At 58.9% G+C, this 21,082-nt stretch carries 19 protein-coding genes; 16 read left to right on the plus strand and 3 right to left on the minus strand.

What is annotated here, in order from left to right; translation table 11 throughout:
• Positions 1-95 precede the first annotated feature (95 nt).
• The 8 genes from minC to ACOYXE_RS13860 all read left to right on the plus strand — a co-directional run bounded on the left by minC (position 96) and on the right by ACOYXE_RS13860 (position 8,235).
• Entirely contained in the window at positions 96-833 is a 738-nt protein-coding gene (gene minC, locus ACOYXE_RS13825; protein ID WP_095114357.1) for a septum site-determining protein MinC, read from the plus strand.
• Between the two features lie 169 nt (positions 834-1,002).
• A complete protein-coding gene (gene minD / locus ACOYXE_RS13830) occupies positions 1,003-1,815 on the plus strand; it encodes a septum site-determining protein MinD (protein ID WP_007913953.1) in 813 nt (270 codons plus the stop codon).
• Entirely contained in the window at positions 1,815-2,069 is a 255-nt protein-coding gene (gene minE / locus ACOYXE_RS13835) for a cell division topological specificity factor MinE (RefSeq protein WP_003223146.1), read from the plus strand. The genes minD and minE overlap by 1 nt, the downstream gene beginning before the upstream one ends.
• 90 nt (positions 2,070-2,159) lie before the next feature.
• Positions 2,160-2,795, plus strand: a complete 636-nt coding sequence (locus ACOYXE_RS13840) for an RluA family pseudouridine synthase (RefSeq protein WP_016982865.1) — start codon at positions 2,160-2,162, stop codon at positions 2,793-2,795.
• A gap of 177 nt (positions 2,796-2,972) precedes the next feature.
• Entirely contained in the window at positions 2,973-4,262 is a 1,290-nt protein-coding gene (locus ACOYXE_RS13845; protein WP_034151767.1) for a M18 family aminopeptidase, read from the plus strand.
• 166 nt (positions 4,263-4,428) lie between these two features.
• Positions 4,429-4,605, plus strand: coding sequence for a hypothetical protein (locus ACOYXE_RS13850; RefSeq protein ID WP_162835980.1), 177 nt, complete (start codon positions 4,429-4,431; stop codon positions 4,603-4,605).
• Positions 4,606-4,682: 77 nt separating this feature from the next.
• Entirely contained in the window at positions 4,683-6,836 is a 2,154-nt protein-coding gene (locus ACOYXE_RS13855) for a mechanosensitive ion channel family protein (RefSeq protein ID WP_160056972.1), read from the plus strand.
• A gap of 64 nt (positions 6,837-6,900) precedes the next feature.
• The gene (locus tag ACOYXE_RS13860) at positions 6,901-8,235 is read left to right on the plus strand and encodes an amidohydrolase (protein ID WP_460929651.1); all 1,335 of its coding nucleotides are present in this window, start codon (positions 6,901-6,903) and stop codon (positions 8,233-8,235) included.
• A gap of 593 nt (positions 8,236-8,828) precedes the next feature.
• Here the strand turns inward: ACOYXE_RS13860 and ACOYXE_RS13865 are convergent.
• On the minus strand, positions 8,829-9,542 hold the full coding sequence (locus ACOYXE_RS13865; protein ID WP_405122050.1) for a UTRA domain-containing protein: 714 nt from the start codon (positions 9,540-9,542) through the stop codon (positions 8,829-8,831).
• A gap of 351 nt (positions 9,543-9,893) precedes the next feature.
• On the opposite strand from ACOYXE_RS13865, the gene ACOYXE_RS13870 reads away from it, so the two are divergent.
• The 6 genes from ACOYXE_RS13870 to ACOYXE_RS13895 all read left to right on the plus strand — a co-directional run bounded on the left by ACOYXE_RS13870 (position 9,894) and on the right by ACOYXE_RS13895 (position 15,330).
• Positions 9,894-10,961 carry an ABC transporter substrate-binding protein gene (locus ACOYXE_RS13870; RefSeq protein ID WP_077571761.1) on the plus strand — a complete coding sequence of 356 codons (1,068 nt, stop codon included), beginning with the start codon at positions 9,894-9,896 and terminating at the stop codon, positions 10,959-10,961.
• Positions 10,962-11,143: 182 nt separating this feature from the next.
• Positions 11,144-11,950, plus strand: a complete 807-nt coding sequence (locus tag ACOYXE_RS13875) for an alkaline phosphatase family protein (RefSeq protein ID WP_460929654.1) — start codon at positions 11,144-11,146, stop codon at positions 11,948-11,950.
• 5 nt (positions 11,951-11,955) lie between these two features.
• Complete coding sequence (locus ACOYXE_RS13880) at positions 11,956-12,792, plus strand: ABC transporter permease (RefSeq protein WP_460929829.1); 837 nt, start codon at positions 11,956-11,958, stop codon at positions 12,790-12,792.
• Complete coding sequence (locus tag ACOYXE_RS13885; protein ID WP_034156555.1) at positions 12,779-13,579, plus strand: ABC transporter permease; 801 nt, start codon at positions 12,779-12,781, stop codon at positions 13,577-13,579. The genes ACOYXE_RS13880 and ACOYXE_RS13885 overlap by 14 nt, the downstream gene beginning before the upstream one ends.
• Entirely contained in the window at positions 13,576-14,565 is a 990-nt protein-coding gene (locus ACOYXE_RS13890; RefSeq protein WP_160056962.1) for an ABC transporter ATP-binding protein, read from the plus strand. Before ACOYXE_RS13885 ends, ACOYXE_RS13890 begins: the two co-directional genes overlap by 4 nt.
• 111 nt (positions 14,566-14,676) lie before the next feature.
• Positions 14,677-15,330: an HAD family hydrolase gene (locus tag ACOYXE_RS13895; protein WP_460410306.1), complete on the plus strand. Its 654-nt coding sequence runs from the start codon at positions 14,677-14,679 to the stop codon at positions 15,328-15,330.
• Between the two features lie 135 nt (positions 15,331-15,465).
• Here ACOYXE_RS13895 and ACOYXE_RS13900 read toward each other — a convergent pair whose 3' ends face one another.
• On the minus strand, positions 15,466-16,428 hold the full coding sequence (locus ACOYXE_RS13900) for a zinc-binding dehydrogenase (protein ID WP_460929657.1): 963 nt from the start codon (positions 16,426-16,428) through the stop codon (positions 15,466-15,468).
• 138 nt (positions 16,429-16,566) lie between these two features.
• Between ACOYXE_RS13900 and ACOYXE_RS13905 the strand changes: the two genes are divergently transcribed.
• Both ACOYXE_RS13905 and ACOYXE_RS13910 read left to right on the plus strand, forming a co-directional pair.
• Entirely contained in the window at positions 16,567-18,651 is a 2,085-nt protein-coding gene (locus ACOYXE_RS13905) for a carboxy terminal-processing peptidase (RefSeq protein WP_174244439.1), read from the plus strand.
• Between the two features lie 134 nt (positions 18,652-18,785).
• Positions 18,786-20,576, plus strand: a complete 1,791-nt coding sequence (locus ACOYXE_RS13910; RefSeq protein ID WP_460929660.1) for a bifunctional diguanylate cyclase/phosphodiesterase — start codon at positions 18,786-18,788, stop codon at positions 20,574-20,576.
• Between the two features lie 81 nt (positions 20,577-20,657).
• On the opposite strand, the gene ACOYXE_RS13915 is transcribed toward ACOYXE_RS13910, so the two are convergent.
• Positions 20,658-21,074 (minus strand): hypothetical protein, encoded by a 417-nt coding sequence (locus ACOYXE_RS13915; RefSeq protein ID WP_160056956.1) that lies wholly within the window; start codon positions 21,072-21,074, stop codon positions 20,658-20,660.
• Positions 21,075-21,082: the final 8 nt, after the last annotated feature.

Raw genomic sequence — 21,082 nt, forward strand, 5'->3', positions numbered from 1 at the left:
GCCGCGCATTCTACATCGTTCGACCCGGCTTGCGGCCTGCGGGCGTTCTCGTTATAAGTCTCGGCACTTTTAGTGACAAGCCGTTGTATGCCGACATGAGCCAAACCGAACCGTTAGACCAAGATCCCGTATTCCAGCTCAAGGGCAGCATGCTGGCCATTACTGTGCTGGAACTGGCCCGTAACGACCTCGAAAGCCTCGATCGGCAACTGGCCGCCAAAGTCGCCCAGGCGCCGAACTTCTTCAGCAACGCGCCGCTGGTTCTGGCGCTGGACAAACTGCCGCCGAGCGAAGGCGCCGTCGATCTGCCGGGCCTGATGCGCGTCTGTCGTCAACATGGCCTGCGCACCCTGGCGATTCGCGCCAGCCGCATCGAAGACATCGCCGCCGCCATCGCCATCGATATTCCGGTGCTGCCGCCGTCCGGCGCCCGTGAGCGGCCGCTGGAAACAGCGGAAGCCGAAGTCAAAAAGAAACCGGAAAAACCTCCTGAACCAACGGTCAAACCGACCCGCGTCATCACCACGCCAGTACGTGGTGGCCAACAGATATATGCGCAGGGTGGCGATTTGGTCGTGGTGTCCTCGGTCAGTCCGGGGGCGGAACTTCTCGCCGATGGCAACATCCATGTATACGGCCCGATGCGCGGTCGGGCGCTGGCCGGCGTGAAGGGTGACACCAAGGCACGGATTTTCTGTCAGCAATTGAGCGCTGAACTGATCTCCATCGCCGGTCATTACAAGGTTTCCGAAGATTTGCGTCGCGACCCTATGTGGGGCTCGGGCGTACAGGTCAGCCTGTCGGGCGACGTGTTGAACATCATTCGGCTTTAACGGATACTGCCGCATTTTCCAAGCATCTCTAAAACGTAGCGAAAACGGCTCAAACGAAGTAGGAAAAAGGCTCAACGCCGAATTCCAGCCAAGGCTGTCCGACTGCAGTAGTTTTCAAGAGATGTTTTTCAGGGGCTAAAAAGTCCTTCTTCCTTAGGGGTGAAACACCTTGGCCAAGATTCTCGTGGTTACATCCGGCAAGGGTGGTGTGGGTAAGACCACCACCAGCGCCGCTATCGGTACCGGCCTCGCTCTGCGCGGCCACAAAACAGTGATCGTCGACTTCGACGTGGGCTTGCGTAACCTTGACCTGATCATGGGTTGCGAGCGCCGCGTGGTGTATGACTTCGTCAACGTGGTCAATGGCGAAGCCAACCTGCAACAAGCGCTGATCAAAGACAAGCGTCTGGAAAACCTCTACGTACTGGCCGCCAGTCAGACCCGCGACAAAGACGCGCTGACTGTCGAAGGCGTGGAAAAAGTCCTGATGGAGCTCAAGGAACAATTCGAGTTCGTCGTCTGCGACTCCCCGGCCGGCATCGAAAAAGGTGCTCACCTGGCCATGTACTTCGCTGACGAAGCGATCGTCGTGACCAACCCGGAAGTGTCCTCGGTACGAGATTCGGACCGCATGCTCGGCCTGTTGGCCAGCAAATCGCGTCGCGCCGAACGTGGCGAAGACCCGATCAAGGAACACCTGCTGATCACTCGCTACCATCCAGAGCGTGTTGAAAAGGGCGAAATGCTCGGCGTTGAAGACGTCAAGGAAATCCTCTCGGTAACGCTGCTCGGCGTGATCCCGGAATCCCAGGCGGTGCTCAAGGCATCCAACCAGGGCGTGCCGGTGATTCTCGACGACCAGAGCGATGCCGGTCAGGCTTACAGCGATACCGTCGACCGCCTGTTGGGCAAAGAAAAAGCCCACCGTTTCCTCGATGTCGAGAAGAAGGGATTCTTCGAGCGCCTGTTTGGAGGTAGGTAATGAACCTTTTTGACTTCTTTCGTGCCAACAAAAAGCCAAGTACCGCCTCGGTAGCGAAAGAGCGTCTACAGATCATCGTGGCGCATGAGCGCGGCCAGCGCAGCACGCCGGATTACTTGCCAGCCTTGCAGAAGGAACTGGTCGACGTGATCCGCAAATACGTCAACATCGGCAACGACGACGTACATGTTGCACTGGAAAGCCAGGGCAGTTGCTCGATTCTGGAACTCAACATCACCCTGCCTGATCGCTGAGTCGATTTGGCAGGAACGACGGCGGTTCAGGGCCATCCCATGCGGGAATGGCCCTGAACCGCCGTTGGCATTTGTTACGAGGCTGTTTTAATGCCGCTGTCCAACATCCACATCCTCCATCAGGACGCCGCCGTACTGGTGGTGAACAAGCCGACGTTGCTGCTCTCGGTGCCCGGTCGCGCCGATGACAACAAGGATTGCCTGATTACCCGTTTGCAGGAAAACGGCTACCCGGAAGCGCGCATCGTCCATCGCTTGGACTGGGAAACCTCCGGCATCATTTTGCTCGCGCGTGACGCCGACACTCATCGCGAACTGTCGCGCCAGTTTCACGATCGCGAAACCGAAAAGGCCTACACCGCACTGGCCTGGGGTCAGCCGGAACTCGACAGTGGCAGTATCGATTTGCCCCTGCGGTATGATCCGCCGACCAAACCACGCCACGTGGTTGATCACGAATTCGGCAAGCATGCGCTGACCTTCTGGCGTGTGCTGGAGCGCTGCGGCGACTGGTGTCGCGTTGAGCTGACACCGATCACCGGCCGCTCGCATCAGTTGCGTGTGCACATGCTGTCGATCGGGCATCCGCTGCTTGGTGACGGGCTCTACGCCCATGAGCAGGCGCTGGCGGCATGGCCACGTTTGTGCCTGCACGCGAGCATGCTCAGCTTCACCCATCCGCAAACCGGCGAACGCCTGCGCTTCGAGTGTCCCGCGCCGTTCTGACAGACCACACTGCCCCCTGTGGGAGCGAGCCTGCTCGCGAAAGCGGTTTCACATTCAGCATTGATGTTGACTGATCAATCGCTTTCGCGAGCAGGCTCACTCCTACAGGGATCCGGTGCAGATTCAATTCCCCGGCCGATGCGTTAAACTCCCGCCCATTGCTGTCTGGAGTTTCTTATGCGCGAAGAGTTGAACCAAGGCCTGATCGACTTTCTCAAGGCCTCCCCTACCCCATTCCACGCCACCGCCAGTCTGGTGCAGCGTCTGGAGGCTGCCGGTTATGTGCGCCTCGACGAGCGGGAGCCATGGACCACCGAGCCGAACGGCCGCTATTACGTCACCCGTAACGACTCTTCGATCGTCGCGATCAAAATGGGCCGCACTTCGCCACTGCACGGCGGCATCCGCCTGGTCGGCGCGCACACCGACAGCCCGTGCCTGCGGGTCAAGCCGCAACCGGAACTGCAGCGTCAGGGCTTCTGGCAACTCGGCGTTGAAGTCTACGGCGGCGCCCTGCTCGCACCGTGGTTCGACCGTGATCTGTCGCTGGCCGGCCGCGTCACCTTCCGCCGCGACGGCAAAGTCGAAAGCCAATTGATCGACTTCAAGGCACCGATCGCGATCATTCCCAACCTGGCCATTCACCTCAACCGTGAAGCCAATCAGGGCTGGGCGATCAACGCGCAGACCGAGCTACCGCCGATCCTCGCGCAATTTGCCGGTGACGAGCGCGTCGATTTCCGCGCCGTGCTCACCGATCAACTGGCCCGCGAACACGGCTTGAACGCCGACGTCGTGCTCGATTACGAGCTGAGTTTCTACGACACGCAAAGTGCTGCGGTTATCGGCCTCAACGGCGATTTCATTGCCGGTGCGCGCCTCGATAACCTGTTGTCGTGCTACGCCGGCCTGCAAGCCTTGCTCACCGCCGAAACCGACGAAACCTGCGTGCTGGTGTGCAACGACCACGAAGAAGTCGGTTCCTGCTCGGCCTGCGGTGCCGACGGCCCGATGCTCGAACAGACCTTGCGCCGTCTGCTGCCGGAAGGTGACGAGTTCGTCCGCACCATCCAGAAATCCCTGCTGGTCTCGGCCGACAACGCCCATGGTGTACACCCCAACTACGCAGAAAAGCACGACGCCAACCACGGCCCGAAACTCAACGCCGGCCCGGTGATCAAGGTCAACAGCAACCAGCGCTACGCCACCAACAGCGAAACCGCCGGCTTCTTCCGCCATCTGTGCATGGCCGAAGAAGTACCGGTGCAAAGCTTCGTGGTGCGCAGTGACATGGGCTGCGGCTCGACCATCGGCCCGATCACCGCCAGCCACCTCGGTGTGCGTACTGTCGATATCGGCCTGCCGACCTTCGCCATGCACTCGATCCGCGAACTGTGTGGCAGCCACGACCTGGCGCATCTGGTCAAAGTGCTGAGCGCGTTTTACGCCTGCCGCGAATTGCCGTAACCATTCGGGACTACTTGTTCGCTGTAGGAGCTGCCGAAGGCTGCGATCTTTTGATTCTGTTTTTAAGATCAAAAGATCGCAGCCTTCGGCAGCTCCTACTCAGATCAATAGCGGTCGGCAGAAACCGACCTAGACTTACATCATTCATTTCGACAAGGCAGTCTCCATGATCTCGATGTCTTCGTTCCACGCCATGCTCATTCCCATCCTGTGCGGAATGATCCTGCTGGCGATCGGTTTCAACTTCCGTGACAAGAACGCCGGGGTGTTTGCCATGTGGATCGGCATGCTCACGATCCTCGCCACCGTGGTGTACAAGATCCTCGCCAAACTCAACGAATAAATCCGCGCCCGGCTCGCATTGCTTTAGTGGGCCTCGTACACTCCAGCGAATCCGCCCCTTGCGAGGTTGACCGCCTAGTGTTCGCTCGTCTTTTTGCTTTGCCCAGCCTGTTCTTCGTCTGCCTGATGACGCTGCTGCCGCTGGCGCCCGCCCACGCGGTCGGTTTGCCCGGTCTGCTCAACACCAACAAAGCCCAACCGGAAGCCCAGGAACCGCTCGGCCAGTCCCTCGACGAAGTCATCAAGTCGCTGGAAAACGACAAGCAACGCGCACAGTTGCTGACCGATCTGAAGAAACTGCGCGACGCCACCAAAAAGGCTCAGGCCAGCCCTGAAGAAGGCGTGCTCGGCTTGATCGGCGGCACCCTGTCCAACTTCGAAAAACAATTTACCGGCGCCGACAGCCCGCTCAACCGCTGGGGCAACGAGTTCGACCTGGCCAAGGACGAACTGAGCGCGATGATGCTGCCGGCCAACGAGTGGCTGCCGATCATCTTCGGCTTCGCCATGATCCTCGCGGTGTGGAGCCTGCTCGCCGCCGCACTGATCTGGCTCAGCCATCGGGTGCGCATGCGCTTCGGCCTTACCGAAGAATTGCCGCAACACCCCAAGGCCCTCGACATGTTGCGCTTTGCGTTACGCAAGCTCGGGCCGTGGCTGATCGCGTTGGTGATGACCGTCTACATGAGCTACGCGCTGCCGTCGTCACTGGGCAAAAGCCTGGCGATGGTGTTGGCCTATGCGCTGGTGGTCGGTACCTGTTTCTCGGCAATCTGCGTGATAGCGTTTTCCCTGCTCGATGGCCCGCACCGTCATCGCGCGCTGTACATCCTGCGTCATCAGGCGTTCCGGCCGCTGTGGCTGATCGGCAGCTTCGCCGCGTTCGGCGAGGCGTTGAACGATCCACGCCTGATCGAAAGTCTGGGCGTGCATCTGGCGCACTCCGCCGCCACTATCGCCAATGTCCTCGCGGCGCTGTCGACCGGACTGTTCATCCTGCGTTTCCGCCGACCGATCGCGCACCTGATCCGCAACCAGCCACTGTCGCGACGCCTGACCCGCCGTGCCCTCAGCGACACCATCGAAATCCTCGGCACCTTCTGGTACGTGCCGGCGCTGGTGCTGGTCGGCATCTCGCTGTTCGCCACGTTCGTTTCCGCCGGCGACACCAGCACCGCCTTGCGCCAGTCACTGATCTGCACCGTGCTGCTGGTGATGTGCATGGTGATCAACGGCCTCGTGCGCCGCCACTCACTGAAACCGCAACGCGGGCCGAAACGCCACGCGCTGTACTCCGAACGCCTGAAAAACTTCTTCTACACCCTCGCGCACCTGGTGGTCTGGCTGGTCTTCATCGAACTCGGCCTGCGCGTCTGGGGCCAGTCGCTGATCGGTTTCGCCGAGGGCGAAGGGCATGACGTCAGCGTCAAACTGTTCAGCCTGATCGGCACGCTGATTTTCTCCTGGCTGATCTGGATCCTCGCCGACACCGCCGTGCACCACGCCCTCACCCGCTCGCGCAAAGGTCTGGCGAATGCCCGCGCGCAAACGATGATGCCGCTGATCCGTAACGTGCTGTTCGTAGCGATCTTCATCATCGCGCTGATCGTCGCCCTGGCGAACATGGGCATGAACGTCACGCCACTGCTGGCCGGTGCCGGTGTGATCGGTCTGGCCATCGGTTTCGGTGCGCAGTCGCTGGTCGCGGACTTGATCACCGGCCTGTTCATCATCATCGAAGACTCGCTGGCCATCGATGACTACGTCGACGTCGGCGGCCACCTCGGCACCGTCGAAGGCCTGACCATCCGCACCGTGCGCCTGCGCGACATCGACGGCATCGTCCACACCATCCCGTTCAGCGAAATCAAAAGCATCAAGAACTACTCACGGGAGTTCGGCTACGCGATCTTCCGCGTGGCGGTGCCGTACAACATGGAAATCGACGACGCGATCAAACTGATGCGTGAAGTCGGCCAGAAGATGCGCACCGATCCATTGCAGCGGCGCAACATCTGGTCGCCGCTGGAGATTCAGGGTGTCGAGAGCTTCGAATCCGGCAGCGCGATTCTGCGCGCGCGATTCAAGACCGCACCGATCAAACAATGGGAAGTGTCCCGAGCCTTCAACCTGTCGCTCAAACGCCACCTCGACGAAGCCGGGCTCGATCTGGCGACGCCGCGCATGAGCGTGCAAGTAATCACTGCCGGTGGCGGTCAGCCGAAGGAATAGCACTCAGGCGCGCGGTTGCAGTCACAGGCAGGGAAGCCCGACAACAATAATCAAGGAGTAACCGATGCAACTGACGCGCATTGCCCAAGCCGGTCTGCTCAGCCTGTTCGCCAGCCACGCTGGCGCCGCGACGTTGGAAAGCACCCGCACAACGATCGCCGAAGAGGCGCAAAAACTCGAACCGGAATTGCTGGAAACCCGCCGCGACATCCACGCTCACCCGGAACTCGGTAACACGGAAAAACGCACCGCTGAGTTGGTCGCCAAACAACTCAAAGCCATGGGCCTCGAAGTGAAAACCGGCGTCGCCCGCACCGGCGTGGTCGCCGTCCTCAAAGGCGCCCTGCCCGGCCCGACCGTGGCCCTGCGCGCCGACATGGACGCGCTGCCGGTCAAGGAAGTCGCCGACCTGCCGTTCGCCTCAAAAGCCAAAGGCACCTACCTCGACAAAGAAGTCGACGTCATGCACGCCTGCGGCCACGATGCGCACACCGCCATCCTGCTGAGCACAGCGAAAATTCTCACGGGCATGCGCGACACATTACCCGGCACCGTGGTGTTCTACTTCCAGCCCGCTGAAGAAGGCCCAAGCGACTTCATCCCCGACGGCAAAAACACCTGGGGCGCGAAAATGATGGTCGAGGAAGGCGTGATGAAATCGCCAAAGCCCGACGCGGTCTTCGGCCTGCACGTCTGGGCCGGCGTCCCCGCCGGCCAGATCGCCTACCGCCCAGGCGCCACCCTCGCCAGCTCCGACGACCTGCGCATCAAAATCCTCGGCAAACAGACCCACGCCGGCCGCCCATGGGACGGCATAGACCCGATCACCGTCGGCGCGCAAACCATCGTCGGCCTGCAAACTGTAGTCAGCCGCCGCACCGATATCTCCTCGTATCCGTCAGTGGTCAGCATCGGCACCATCAACGGCGGCACGCGCTACAACATCATTCCCGAATCCGTCGACATGACCGGCACGATCCGCTCCTACGACTACGGCATCCGCCAGAAACTGCACGCCGACGTACGCCAGACCGTGGAAAAAATCGCCGAAAGCGGCGGTGCAAAAGCAGACGTGACCATCATCGAAAAATACGATCCGACCATCAACAACCCGGCGCTGACAGAAAAAATGCTGCCGACGCTGAAGTGGGCGGCCAAGGACGATGTGGTGAATGCACCGCTGGTGGGTGGCGCGGAAGACTTTTCGTTCTATGCCAAGGAAGTACCGGGACTGTTTGTGTTTCTCGGCGTGACACCGCGTGATCAAGACATGAGCAAGGCCGCGCCGAATCATAATCCGGGGTTCTTTGTCGATGAGTCGGCGCTGGTGGTAGGCGTGAGAACATTGGCCTCGTTGGCGACGGATTATCTGTATGCCAATGCGGGCGCGGGCAAGTAGGAATGAGGTGACTGTGGGAGCGCTTTCGCGAGCAGGCTCGCTCCCACATTTGGACCATGTGCAGCCTGCCAGAAATGGGGCAGCTGTCAGGCCGCCATCGCGAGCAGGCTCACTCCTACAAGGGATTGAGTACATCCGCAGGAACAGGTCGGCTGTCAGGCCGCCATCGCTGGCAAGTCAGGGATTGAGTCCAACCGGTAAAATCGCTTCGGCTTCTCACCACTCAACACAATGAGCGCAAGCTCGAGTACCGCTCTTGATCTTGTCGTGCCGGCCCCTTCGGCAGGCTGAGTGGAGGGGTCTATCCGGGGGTGGGCGCGCAGCGCCGTTCGACGAAGTCGAACACATCGAAAGTAGGTGCAGCGAAGCAAACCGGAAGCGATGCCCCCGGATCGATCCCGGAACGAAGGAACCCCGAGCTCCAGCGAGCGGGCCGAACGCCGGGGCCCAGCCTTTTGCTTACTTTTCGGCGTCTGGAAAAGTGAGTCGCTGTAAGAGCGAAACCGTCAGCGGCAGCACCCGAAGCAACGGATATACACTCAAAACCCCAAGAACCTGGCCGGCCCACAGGCCGCCAAGGTCAAGGTCAAAGCTCAAACAACATCAACCCCAACGTGAATCGCATCATGCCGCCAAAACTCCAGATCACAATCAATCAACCGCTCATGCTGATCGTAATTGACCCGAGCAATCCGCAACCCCGGACTCCCCACCGACACCCGTAAAGCCGCCGCCGCATCCACCGACAACGACGTAGGCACGATCTCAAACCGCACCCGCCCATAGTGCAAATCGTAATGCCGCGCATACAACTCGGTCATCGACTGATTCAAATCAAACTCAAGAATCCCCGGAAAAAACTGCGGATTCAAATAGTGCTCCACATACAACACCAACCGCCCATCAATGCGCCGTGACCGGCAAATCTGAATCACGCTCGACAACGCCGGCAACTGCAACCAGGCACAAACCGCCGCCGACGCCGGCTGCAACCGCGCCGAAATCACCTCGGTCGACGGCACCCGCCCCTGCGCACAGACCATCGCGTGGAAGTGACTGCGCTGCATCAGGTTATAGGCCAGACGCGGCGGAGAAACGAACCAGCCACGGCGCTCCTCGCGATAAATCTGCCCCTGCGCCTCCAATTGCAACAACGCCTCACGCACGGTAATCCGCGTCGTACCGAACAACTCACTGAGCTTGCGCTCGGCCGGCAACTTGCTGCCCGCCGCCAGCAACCCGTGGTCGAGTTGCTCTTGCAACACCTGGCCAATCGCTGTCACCGCTTTTGTTGCCTCATCGCGCATCAACGTTACCTATCTGGACTAGACCAGCACTGTTTCGGGGCAAAACCGCACGGCAATCGAGCCGTTTCCTGATGATGCAAGCCTAGGCAGTGCAGATGACCGAGAGATGACAAAACTACCGAACGGTCGTCTTCACGACTTGCAATACATCGGCCAAGTCCCTTGCTCTTCGGGCCTTTGGGCATGGTCTACGCTTATCTGGGACCCGCCGATACCGGGCAGAAAAAACGCCTGCCGACGGCCAGCAGACATCAAAGTGTCATCCAGCCCCCTTAGATTGGCTCAGGTATTGCTGACCTAGACCAACACACACCGCAAACGCAGCGTTGAACACGACCAAGGAGCTTCGGAATGAAACAGCTTTTCCTGGCAACACTGTTAGGCTCGACCATTGCAATGTGCACCTCCGCCATGGCGGCCGGCACCGATCTGAAAACCCTCGAAGCCGCTGCGAAAGCGGAAGGCGCCGTCAACAGCGTCGGCATGCCCGATGACTGGGCCAACTGGAAAGGCACCTGGGAAGACCTGGCCAAGACCTACGGCCTGAAACACATCGATACCGACATGAGTTCCGCCCAGGAAATCGCCAAGTTCGCCGCCGAGAAAGACAATGCCAGCGCCGACATCGGCGACGTCGGTGCCGCGTTCGGCCCGATCGCGGTCAAGCAAGGCGTGGTGCAACCGTACAAGCCAAGCACCTGGGATCAAGTCCCGGACTGGGCCAAGGACAAGGACGGCAACTGGGCACTGGCCTACACCGGCACCATCGCCTTCATCGTCAACAAAAAACTCCTGCACGGCTCCGAAGTACCGACCAAATGGGCTGACCTCAAGGGCGGCAAATACAAGGTTTCCATCGGTGACGTGAGCACCGCCGCCCAAGCCGCCAACGGCGTACTGGCCGCAGCCCTGGCCAACGGTGGCGACGAGAAAAACATCAAGCCGGCCCTGCTGCTGTTCGCCGACATCGCCAAGCAAGGTCGCCTGTCGATGGCCAACCCGACCATCGCCACCATGGAAAAAGGCGAGATCGAAGTCGGCGTGGTCTGGGACTTCAACGGCCTCAGCTACAAAGCCAAGATGGCCAACCCGGATGATTACGTGGTGCTGATCCCGTCCGACGGTTCGGTGATTTCCGGCTACACCACGATCATCAACAAATACGCGAAAAACCCGAACGCCGCCAAGCTGACCCGCGAATACATCTTCAGCGATGCCGGCCAGACCAACCTCGCCCGCGGCAACGCCCGCCCGATCCGCGCCGAACACCTGCAACTGCCGGAAGACGTGAAGGCCAAGCTGCTGCCGAACGAGCAGTACAAAAAGGTCACTCCGATCAAAGACGCCGATGCGTGGGAAAAGACTTCCAAGGCCCTGCCACAGCAGTGGAACGAAGAAGTCATCGTCGAGATGAAGTAAACCGGCTGATCACTACTGTGTGATCTGAAACAAATCCCCATGTAGGAGTGAGCCTGCTCGCGATAGCGGTAATTCAGTCAACATTGTCGTTGAATGTTCAACAGCTATCGCGAGCAGGCTCACTCCTACAGGGGATCTCGGCTGAATCTGAAATTTCCTGTTTTCGCGGAGTTTTTGCCCCTATGAAGCACAACGTCATCCTTGTCGTGCTCGACGGCCTCAACTACGAGGTCGCGCGTCACGCCATGGGGCATCTGCAGGCGTATGTTGGCGCAGGACGCGCCGCACTCTACCAATTGGAGTGCGAACTGCCGGCCCTGTCCCGACCGCTTTATGAATGTATCCTCACCGGCGTACCGCCGATCGACAGCGGCATCGTCCACAACAATGTTTCGCGCTTGTCCAACCAGCGCAGCATTTATCACTACGCTCGCGACGCCGGTTTGAAAACCGCTGCGGCGGCCTATCACTGGGTCAGCGAGTTGTACAACCGTTCGCCGTTCGTGGCAGCCCGCGACCGCCACACCGACAATCTGTCGCTGCCGATCCAGCACGGGCATTTCTACTGGAGCGATCACTACCCGGATTCGCACCTGTTCGCCGACGCCGAAAACCTGCGCCTGCGCCACGATCCGAACTTCCTGCTGATCCACCCGATGAACATCGACGACGCCGGACACAAGCACGGCCTCGACTCTTCGCAATACCGCAACAGCGCGCGCTTCGCCGACATCATCCTCGCCGACTATCTGCAGAGCTGGCTCGACGCCGGCTATCAAGTGTTGGTGACCGCTGACCACGGCATGAACAACGACCGCTCGCACAACGGCCTGTTGCCGGAAGAACGCCAGGTGCCACTGTTCGTCCTCGGTGACGCGTTCAGCCTCAACTCTGATGCTGCACCGAAGCAGACGGAAATCTGCGGCACGGTCTGCGAACTGCTCGGCGTACCCCACGACAAACCTGTGTGCCGGGAGCTGCTCAAGTGAACTCAATGACTCGCGGCAAATGGCTGGCGGCGTTGTGCCTGGTGCCCTTCGCAGTGTTCTTTATCGTCTTCGAAATTGCCCCGCTGGTCTGGGTGATGATCAATAGCCTGCAATCGGAAGAGTTCGGTTGGGGCATCGAAAACTTCACGAAAATCTTCAGCTCGAAGTTCTACCTGCAGGCGATCCAGTACAGCCTGGAGATCAGTTTCTGGTCGAGCGTGTTCGGCATCATCATCGCCGTACTCGGCGCGTATTCGCTACGTCGGGTCGACTCGAAACTGCGCAACTTCGTGAACGCTTTCGCCAACATGACCAGCAACTTCGCCGGTGTACCGCTGGCGTTCGCGTTCATCATCCTGCTCGGTTTCAACGGCAGCATCACCATCATGCTCAAGCAGTCGGGGATCATTCAGGACTTCAACCTGTACTCGAAAACCGGGTTGATCATCCTCTACACATACTTCCAGATTCCTCTCGGCGTGTTGCTGCTTTACCCAGCCTTCGACGCGCTGCGTGAAGACTGGCGCGAGTCTGCTGCACTGCTTGGCGCCAACGGCTGGCAATTCTGGCGACATATCGGTTTGCCGGTGCTGACCCCGGCGCTGCTCGGTACATTCGTGATCCTGCTGGCCAACGCCCTCGGTGCGTACGCCACGGTGTATGCATTGACGACGGGCAACTTCAACGTCCTGCCGATCCGTATCGCGGCGATGGTCTCCGGCGACATTTCCCTCGATCCGAATCTGGCCAGTGCTCTGGCCGTGGTGCTGGTGGCGCTGATGACCATCGTCACCGTCGTGCATCAACTGCTGTTGAAGAGGAGCTACCATGTCTCGCGCTGAATCCGGCCCGGCCGGCCTCTACCACCGCGTCGTGGTTTATCTGTTGTTCGCGATCCTCTTGCTGCCGCTGGCGGGCACGCTGGTCTACTCGATCGCCAGCAGTTGGTCGGCGACTATTCTGCCCAGCGGTTTCACCTTCAAGTGGTACATCCAGTTGTGGAGCGATCCGCGTTTCCTGCACGCCTTCGGTCAGTCATTGCTGGTGTGCGTCGGTGCGCTGGTACTGTCGGTGGTGCTGATCCTGCCGCTGCTGTTCGTCGTGCATTACCACTTCCCGAAACTCGATGCGCTGATGAACATCCTCATCCTGCTGCCCTTCGCGGTGCCGCCAGTGGTGTCGTCGGTGGGTCTGTTGCAGCTTTACGGTTCCGGGCCGATGGCGATGGTTGGCACGCCGTGGATCCTGATCGGTTGCTACTTCACCGTGGCGTTGCCGTTCATGTACCGGGCAATCACCAACAACCTGCAGGCGATCAACCTGCGCGACCTGATGGACGCCGCGCAACTGCTCGGCGCCAGCACCTTTCAGGCGGCGTTTCTGGTGGTGCTGCCGAACCTGCGCAAAGGCCTGATGGTCGCCTTGCTGCTGTCGTTCTCGTTCCTGTTTGGTGAGTTCGTCTTCGCCAATATTCTGGTCGGCACCCGTTACGAAACCCTGCAGGTGTACCTGAACAACATGCGCAACAGCAGCGGCCACTTCACCAGCGCGCTGGTCATTTCGTATTTCTTTTTCGTGCTGGTCCTGACCTGGATCGCCAACATCTTGAACAAGGACAAAAGCGAATGAGCTATGTCAGCGTCCAACACCTGCAAAAAAATTACGCGGGCACGACCGTGTTCAGCGACATCAACTGCGAGATCAACAAAGGCGAGTTCGTCACCCTGCTCGGCCCGTCCGGCTGCGGCAAGTCGACCCTGCTGCGTTGCATCGCCGGACTGACGCCGGTGGATGGCGGCAAGATCCTGCTGGATGGCGTCGATATCGTGCCGTTGAGTCCGCAGAAACGCGGGATCGGCATGGTGTTCCAGAGCTACGCGCTGTTCCCCAACATGACCGTCGAGCAGAACGTTGCCTTCGGTTTGCGCATGCAGAAGGTCAACGCCGATGACAGTCATAAACGCGTTTCCGAGGTGTTGAAGCTGGTGGAACTAAACGACTTCGCCGGCCGCTACCCACATCAGCTATCCGGAGGCCAATGCCAACGCGTGGCCCTCGCCCGTTCGCTGGTGACGCGCCCGCGTTTGCTGCTGCTGGATGAGCCGCTGTCGGCTCTTGATGCACGAATTCGTAAACACTTGCGTGAACAGATCCGTCAGATTCAGCGCGAACTCGGCCTGACGACGATTTTCGTCACCCACGATCAGGAGGAAGCGCTGACCATGTCTGATCGGATTTTCCTGATGAATCAGGGAAAAATCGTACAAAGCGGCGATGCCGAAACCCTCTACACCGCCCCCGTCGATGTATTTGCCGCCGGCTTCATCGGCAACTACAACCTGCTCGATGCCGACGACGCCTCGAAGCTGCTGCAGCGCCCGATCAACCACCGCATCGCCATTCGCCCGGAAGCCATCGAACTGAGCCTCGAAGGCGAACTCGACGCGCAGATCCGTAGCCACAGCCTGCTTGGCAACGTGATCCGCTATCGCATCGAAGCCCGCGGCGTGGAACTGGTGGTGGATGTGCTCAACCGCTCGGCCGCCGATCTGCATCCCGACGGTCAGCGTCTGGCGCTTTCCATCGATCCGACGGCCCTGTGTGAAGTAGCTTAAAAGCAGCTGCAAGCTTCGAGCTACAAGCTTCAAGTTGTAGACTGCGGCGTAACTGATTTCAATTCTTGCAGCTCGACGCTTGTAGCTCGCAGCTGTTCTCGGAGAGAACCGATGGCTTTGGCAATTTTTGATCTGGACGAAACGTTGATCCACGGCGACTGCGCCACCCTCTGGAGCGAACAGATGGGGCGCTTGGGCTGGGTCGATCCCGAGTCGTTCATGCGCAAGAACAACGAGCTGATGGACGCCTACAGCCATGGCAAATTGCGCATGGAAGACTACATGGAATTCAGCCTCGAACCGCTGATCGGCCGCACGCCGGAAGAAGTCGAACATCTGGTAGGCCCGTGGGTGGAAGACTTCATTGAACCGATCATCTTCAGCGATGCCACCAAGACCATCGCCGCCCATCGCAAGGCCGGCGATCGCATTCTGGTGATCTCGGCGTCAGGCACGCACCTGGTCAAACCGATTGCCGATCGACTGGGCATCGATGAAATTCTCGGCATCGAACTGGAAGTCGCGCATGGTGTTTACAGCGGCCACACCGTTGGCACCCTGACCTACCGCGAAGGCAAGATCACCCGTTTGCTGGAATGGCTGGATGCTGAAGAGGAAAACCTGGAGGGTGCGAGCTTCTATTCCGACTCGCGCAATGATTTGCCGCTGTTACTGAAGGTGGATTTCCCACACGTGGTGAATCCGGACCCAGTGCTGCTGGAACACGCCGAAAAGGCCAACTGGCCAATCCACCTCTGGAAATGACAAAGATTTAATCTGCAATTGCAGACAGGCTGACATCCCAAACCTGAGTTCGACCCGATGCATCAGGTCGATGTAGCCCGGCAGAACAACCCGGTCAGTCCCCTCTCCCTTTGGGAGAGGGGCTTCTCCTGCAAATCAGCTCAGACTTTCGTCAATCACCAATACCAATTTTCCAGAAACGGTATTACTCGCCAACTCGGCAAACGCCGCCTCGGCATCCTTCACCGCAAACGCCTTGGCCAACTGCGGACTCAACCGCCCTTCAGCAAACAGCGGCCACACCTGCTGACCCAGATCACTCAACAGATCCGCCTTGAACTGATCGTCACGACTGCGCAACGTCGAGCCCAGCAGTTGCACACGCTTGGCCAACACCTGCGCCAGATCCAGTTTGGCCTCACGGCCGCCCATCAAACCGATCAACACCCAACGCCCATCCAGCGCCATCAGCTTGAGGTTCAACGCCGAATAACTACCGCCGACCGGGTCGAGAATGACATTGAACGGTCCGAAATCACGCAGGCTCTCCAGATCATCGGTGCGCACCACTCCGCCCTGCGCGCCCAGCGCCTCGCAATAAGCCAGACGCTCGGCCGAACCGACGCTGACCCAGCAGGGATTGCCAAACGCCTTGCACAACTGAATGGCGGCTGAACCGATTCCACTTGCGCCGGCGTGCAAGAGAATTTTCTCACCCGGTGTGAGCGCCGCAAGTTGAAACACATTCAGCCAGACTGTTGCATAAACCTCGGGCAATGCCGCGGCCTCAATCAGCGAGACGCCTTCGGGAACCGGCAGCACGTGCCGCCCGTCGACGACCACCTCCTCGGCCATGCCCCCCCCGGCCAGTAAGGCGCAAACCCGATCGCCAACTTGCCAGGCACTGCCCGCGCCGACCTCGCTGATCACCCCGGAACACTCAAGACCGAGTACCTGGCTGGCCCCTGGTGGTGGCGGATAGAGCCCTGCTTTCTGTAATAAATCGGCGCGATTGAGGCCGGCTGCCGCCACTCGAATGCGGACTTGTCCTACATCGCACGTAGGACTCGGCTCCTCAACCCATGCCACTTGACCGTCAACGCCTTGCAATGCCTTCACAGTGCCTCCATAGTGAGTCTGGACTGAGCCCGAAGCTGTAGCGCCGGGCTTTTTGCATTATGCGACCGGCTCTCGTAGAACCGGCGACTTCAAAGACGGCCTAATATGCGTTATCAATTGTCCCCGCGTCGAATCAGCATGAAGCATTTGCTCCCCAGCACCGCCCTCGCTCTTTTCATCGGTATCGGTTTGTTGCCGGTGTCGGGCAATACATTCGCAGCCAACAGCTGGGACAAATTGCAGCCTGATCGCGATGAAGTCATCGCCAGCCTGAACGTCGTCGAGTTGCTCAAGCGTCACCACTACAGCAAGCCGCCGCTCGACGATGCGCGCTCGGTGATCATCTACGACAGCTACCTCAAGCTGCTGGATCCGTCGCGCAGCTACTTCATGGCCAGCGACATCAGCGAATTCGACAAGTGGAAGACCCAGTTCGACGACTTCCTCAAAAGCGGCGACCTCAACGCCGGGTTCACCATCTACAAGCGCTATCTGGACCGCGTCAAGTCGCGTCTGGACTTCGCCCTTGCCGAGCTGAACAAAGGCGTCGACAAGATGGACTTCACCACCAGGGAAACCTTGCTGATCGATCGCAAGGACGCTCCTTGGCTCAAATCCACCGCTGAACTCGACGACCTGTGGCGCAAACGCGTCAAGGACGAAGTGCTGCGGATGAAGATCGCCGGCAAAGAGCCGAAGCAGATCCAGGAAACCCTGACCAAGCGCTACAAGAACCAGTTGGCGCGCCTGGACCAGACCCGTCCGGAAGACATCTTCCAGGCGTACATCAACACCTTCGCCATGTCTTACGATCCGCACACCAACTATCTGTCGCCGGATAACGCGGAAAACTTCGACATCAACATGAGCCTGTCCCTTGAGGGCATCGGTGCCGTGTTGCAGAGCGACAACGACCAGGTGAAAGTCGTGCGTCTGGTGCCGGCAGGCCCGGCCGACAAGACCAAACAGGTCGCACCGGCCGACAAGATCATCGGCGTTGCCCAAGGCAACAAGGAAATGGTCGACGTGGTCGGCTGGCGTCTCGACGAAGTGGTCAAACTGATCCGTGGACCGAAAGGCACCGTGGTACGTCTGGAAGTGATTCCGGCGAGCAATGCGCCGAATGACCAGACCACCAAGATCGTGCCGATCACCCGTGAAGCGGTGAAGCTCGAAGACCAGGCCGTGAAGAAGTCCGTGCTCAACCTGAAACAGGACGGCAAGGACTACAAACTCGGTGTGATCGAGATTCCAGCCTTCTACCTCGACTTCAAGGCGTTCCGTGCCGGTGATCCGGACTACAAGAGCACCACCCGTGACGTCAAGAAACTGCTCACCGAGTTGCAGAAAGACAAAGTCGACGGCGTGGTCATCGACCTGCGCAACAATGGCGGCGGTTCCCTGCAGGAAGCCACCGAGCTGACCAGTCTGTTCATCGACAAAGGCCCGACCGTACTCGTGCGTAATGCCGATGGCCGTGTCGACGTACTCGAAGACGAAAACCCGGGCGCGTTCTACAAAGGTCCGATGGCACTCTTGGTCAACCGCTTGTCCGCCTCGGCTTCGGAGATTTTCGCCGGCGCCATGCAGGACTATCACCGCGCGTTGATCATCGGTGGCCAGACCTTCGGTAAAGGCACGGTGCAGACCATTCAGCCGCTCAACCATGGCGAACTGAAACTGACCCTGGCCAAGTTCTACCGTGTCTCCGGGCAGAGCACCCAGCATCAGGGCGTGCTGCCGGACATCGACTATCCGTCGCTGATCGACACCAAGGAAATCGGCGAGAGCGCACTGCCGGAAGCCATGCCATGGGACACCATCCGCGCGGCAATCAAACCGGCAGCCGATCCGTTCAAGCCGTTCCTGGCTCAGCTCAAGTCCGAGCATGACACGCGCACCGCCAAGGATGCCGAGTTCGTGTTCATCCGTGACAAGCTGGCTCTGGCGCAGAAACTGATGGAAGAAAAAACCGTCAGCCTCAACGAAGCCGAGCGCCGTGCCCAGCACAACGACATCGACGCCAAGCAACTGACGATGGAAAACATCCGTCGCAAAGCCAAAGGCGAAGAGCCGCTTAAAGAGCTGAAGAAAGAAGACGAAGACGCCCTCGCGGCTGCCGACCCGGACAAGGTCAAACCAGAAGACGATGCCTACCTGAGCGAAACCGGGCGCGTGCTGCTGGATTACCTGAAGCTGAGTAATCAGGTGGCCAAGAAGTAAGATGATGGCAATTTAGTGCTGACGATCCCCGGATCGTCATCAAACAGTCATCATTCTGTCGTGCAATAAAGGACTGGGAGCCACTCTCTTCATTGAGAACGCTCCCAGTCCTTTTTTTATCGCCAGAGATTGCCATGACCACGACCGAACAGCTGAGTGCCTTGAGCTCGATCCTGACTCAAAGCGGTTTACACAGCCTGTTCCAACCAATCATCTCTCTCTCCGAACGGCGCATTCTCGGCTACGAAGCCCTTACGCGCGGCCCTTCCAACAGTCCTCTTCACTCGCCGATCGCGCTGTTCGCCGTGGCGCGTCAGGCCGGGCGTTTGAGCGAGCTGGAAATCGCCTGTCGGCAAAGCGCCTGCCGTCGCTTCAACGAGCAGCAACTGCCGGGCAAACTGTTTCTCAACGTCTCACCGGAATCCCTGCTTGAAGCCGCGCACCAACCGGGGCGCACGTTGCAGTTGCTGCAGGATTTCGGCATTCCGCCGAGTCAGGTGGTCATCGAACTGACTGAACAAACACCGATCGACGATTTTCAGTTGCTGCAAACCGCCTTGCATCACTATCGAGCGATGGGTTTTTCCATTGCGCTGGATGATCTGGGGGCCGGTTATTCGAGCCTGCGGTTATGGTCAGAACTGCGCCCGGACTACGTGAAGATCGACCGACACTTCATCGACGGCATTCATCAGGATGCGCTGAAGCGCGAGTTTGTCGGCTCGATCCTGCAAATCGCCAAAGCCTCACGCGCACAAGTCATTGCCGAAGGCATCGAGTTGCCAGAAGAACTCGCGGTGCTGACTGAAATGGGCGTCGATCTGGTGCAGGGTTACTTGCTCGGCCGCCCTCAGGAACACCCTCCGCGCGATGCCCGCGCCTTGATGCCCAAACACGACAGCAGCAGCGTTGCGCTGAACGACGAAGGCAGCGACCTAAGTGCCCTGCTCAACGACCAGCCAGCCGTACCCCGCGACACACCGACCGCCACCGTGCTCGAAGCCTTTCGCCGCCAGGCCAACCTCAACTCACTGGCAGTACTCGACGAACAAGGCCAACCCTGCGGCATCGTCCACCGCCACTCGTTGTCGGATGCCCTGCTCAAACCCTTCGCCACCGACCTGTTCGCACGCAAACCGATCAGCCGCCTGATGAACGACGATTTCCTCGCCGTGGAAATGAGTCAGTCGCTGCAACAGGTCAGCCGCCTGATCACCAGCCGTGCCCGCCAGCGCATCGAAGAGGACTTCATCATTACTCTTAACGGCAGCTACTTGGGCCTCGGCCGGGTGATCGATGTGCTCAAGCTGATCACCGAGCTGAAGATCCAGCAGGCTCGTTATGCAAACCCTCTGACTTTGCTGCCGGGTAATGTGCCGATTCAGCAGTGCCTGACTCGCCTGCTGCAACAGGGGCGTGAATCCGTCATCTGCTACGTCGACATCGACAGTTTCAAACCCTTCAATGACATCTACGGCTATGGTCGCGGCGACGAAGTCCTTCTGTGCCTGGCGCAATGCCTCAACGAGCGGGTGGACCCGACCCGTGACTTCGTTGGCCATATCGGCGGCGATGACTTCCTCCTCGTTCTCGGCCCGGAAGACTGGCGCAAACGCCTCAATCAACTGCTTGATGACTTTCAGAGCCAATGCCGACGTTTCTATCGCCCCGAACACCTTGAGGCGGGATGTTTTATTGCGCCGAATCGCCAAGGGGTGCGGCAGGAGTTTCCGCTGTTGTCGCTGTCCATTGGAGTGGTGCACCTACACCCCGAGGCCTGCGCACAACTCGACGCCAGTCAACTCGCGGAAATGGCTTCCCAGGCGAAGCATCATGCGAAGAATGTTCCGGGGTATAGCGTGCATGTGATTGATAGTCTCACTGCTACCGACATCCATCAATCGCAGCTGATCGGCCAACGTTAATTTCCCCAGACGAAACAAATACCTGTGGAAGCAAATTTGCTCGCGAAGAGGCAACCATGGAGATTTAGGACTCGTCAATAATTACCAAGTCGACAGATCTTCCACCCTTGCCTTTTCTAAGTCTTCACTCCAGCACTCGTTGGCTAATCTATATATATCTTCAAAAAATCCTCGTGCATCATTCACCATCGTTTCATTCCATGCAACGCAGGTATTTGATTCATAGTCGTCCTCAAACTGCCTAGTAAAATCATGCTCGGGTGAGTTCAAGGCATCCTCGAGAACCTTAACCATCAAAAATTTATGCTTATATGTAAAACTAGGAAAATTAATAAGAATAAATTCCTTTATCACAATCTCTCTATCAGACAAATTATTTGGATCATAGGCTGATAGCAAAACGCCTAAGGTTTCTTCCCGATCATAGACCTCTATCCCCCCTAACCAATATGAGAGCTGAGGAACAAATGGAAGATCAAACTCCGGCCACTTTAACATAGTAACGA

Source organism: Pseudomonas sp. MC6 (genome assembly GCF_054790575.1).

Coding starts and splice junctions, on each gene's coding strand:
- ACOYXE_RS13850 (WP_162835980.1), top strand. CDS start 4,429: ATGATCTCGATGTCTTCGTTCCACGCCATGCTCATTCCCATCCTGTGC.
- ACOYXE_RS13905 (WP_174244439.1), top strand. CDS start 16,567: ATGAAGCATTTGCTCCCCAGCACCGCCCTCGCTCTTTTCATCGGTATC.
- minC (WP_095114357.1), top strand. CDS start 96: ATGAGCCAAACCGAACCGTTAGACCAAGATCCCGTATTCCAGCTCAAG.
- ACOYXE_RS13870 (WP_077571761.1), top strand. CDS start 9,894: ATGAAACAGCTTTTCCTGGCAACACTGTTAGGCTCGACCATTGCAATG.
- ACOYXE_RS13860 (WP_460929651.1), top strand. CDS start 6,901: ATGCAACTGACGCGCATTGCCCAAGCCGGTCTGCTCAGCCTGTTCGCC.
- ACOYXE_RS13840 (WP_016982865.1), top strand. CDS start 2,160: ATGCCGCTGTCCAACATCCACATCCTCCATCAGGACGCCGCCGTACTG.
- ACOYXE_RS13875 (WP_460929654.1), top strand. CDS start 11,144: ATGAAGCACAACGTCATCCTTGTCGTGCTCGACGGCCTCAACTACGAG.
- ACOYXE_RS13845 (WP_034151767.1), top strand. CDS start 2,973: ATGCGCGAAGAGTTGAACCAAGGCCTGATCGACTTTCTCAAGGCCTCC.
- ACOYXE_RS13865 (WP_405122050.1), bottom strand. CDS start 9,542: ATGCGCGATGAGGCAACAAAAGCGGTGACAGCGATTGGCCAGGTGTTG.
- ACOYXE_RS13880 (WP_460929829.1), top strand. CDS start 11,956: ATGACTCGCGGCAAATGGCTGGCGGCGTTGTGCCTGGTGCCCTTCGCA.
- ACOYXE_RS13895 (WP_460410306.1), top strand. CDS start 14,677: ATGGCTTTGGCAATTTTTGATCTGGACGAAACGTTGATCCACGGCGAC.
- ACOYXE_RS13890 (WP_160056962.1), top strand. CDS start 13,576: ATGAGCTATGTCAGCGTCCAACACCTGCAAAAAAATTACGCGGGCACG.
- ACOYXE_RS13910 (WP_460929660.1), top strand. CDS start 18,786: ATGACCACGACCGAACAGCTGAGTGCCTTGAGCTCGATCCTGACTCAA.
- ACOYXE_RS13885 (WP_034156555.1), top strand. CDS start 12,779: ATGTCTCGCGCTGAATCCGGCCCGGCCGGCCTCTACCACCGCGTCGTG.
- ACOYXE_RS13915 (WP_160056956.1), bottom strand. CDS start 21,074: ATGTTAAAGTGGCCGGAGTTTGATCTTCCATTTGTTCCTCAGCTCTCA.
- minE (WP_003223146.1), top strand. CDS start 1,815: ATGAACCTTTTTGACTTCTTTCGTGCCAACAAAAAGCCAAGTACCGCC.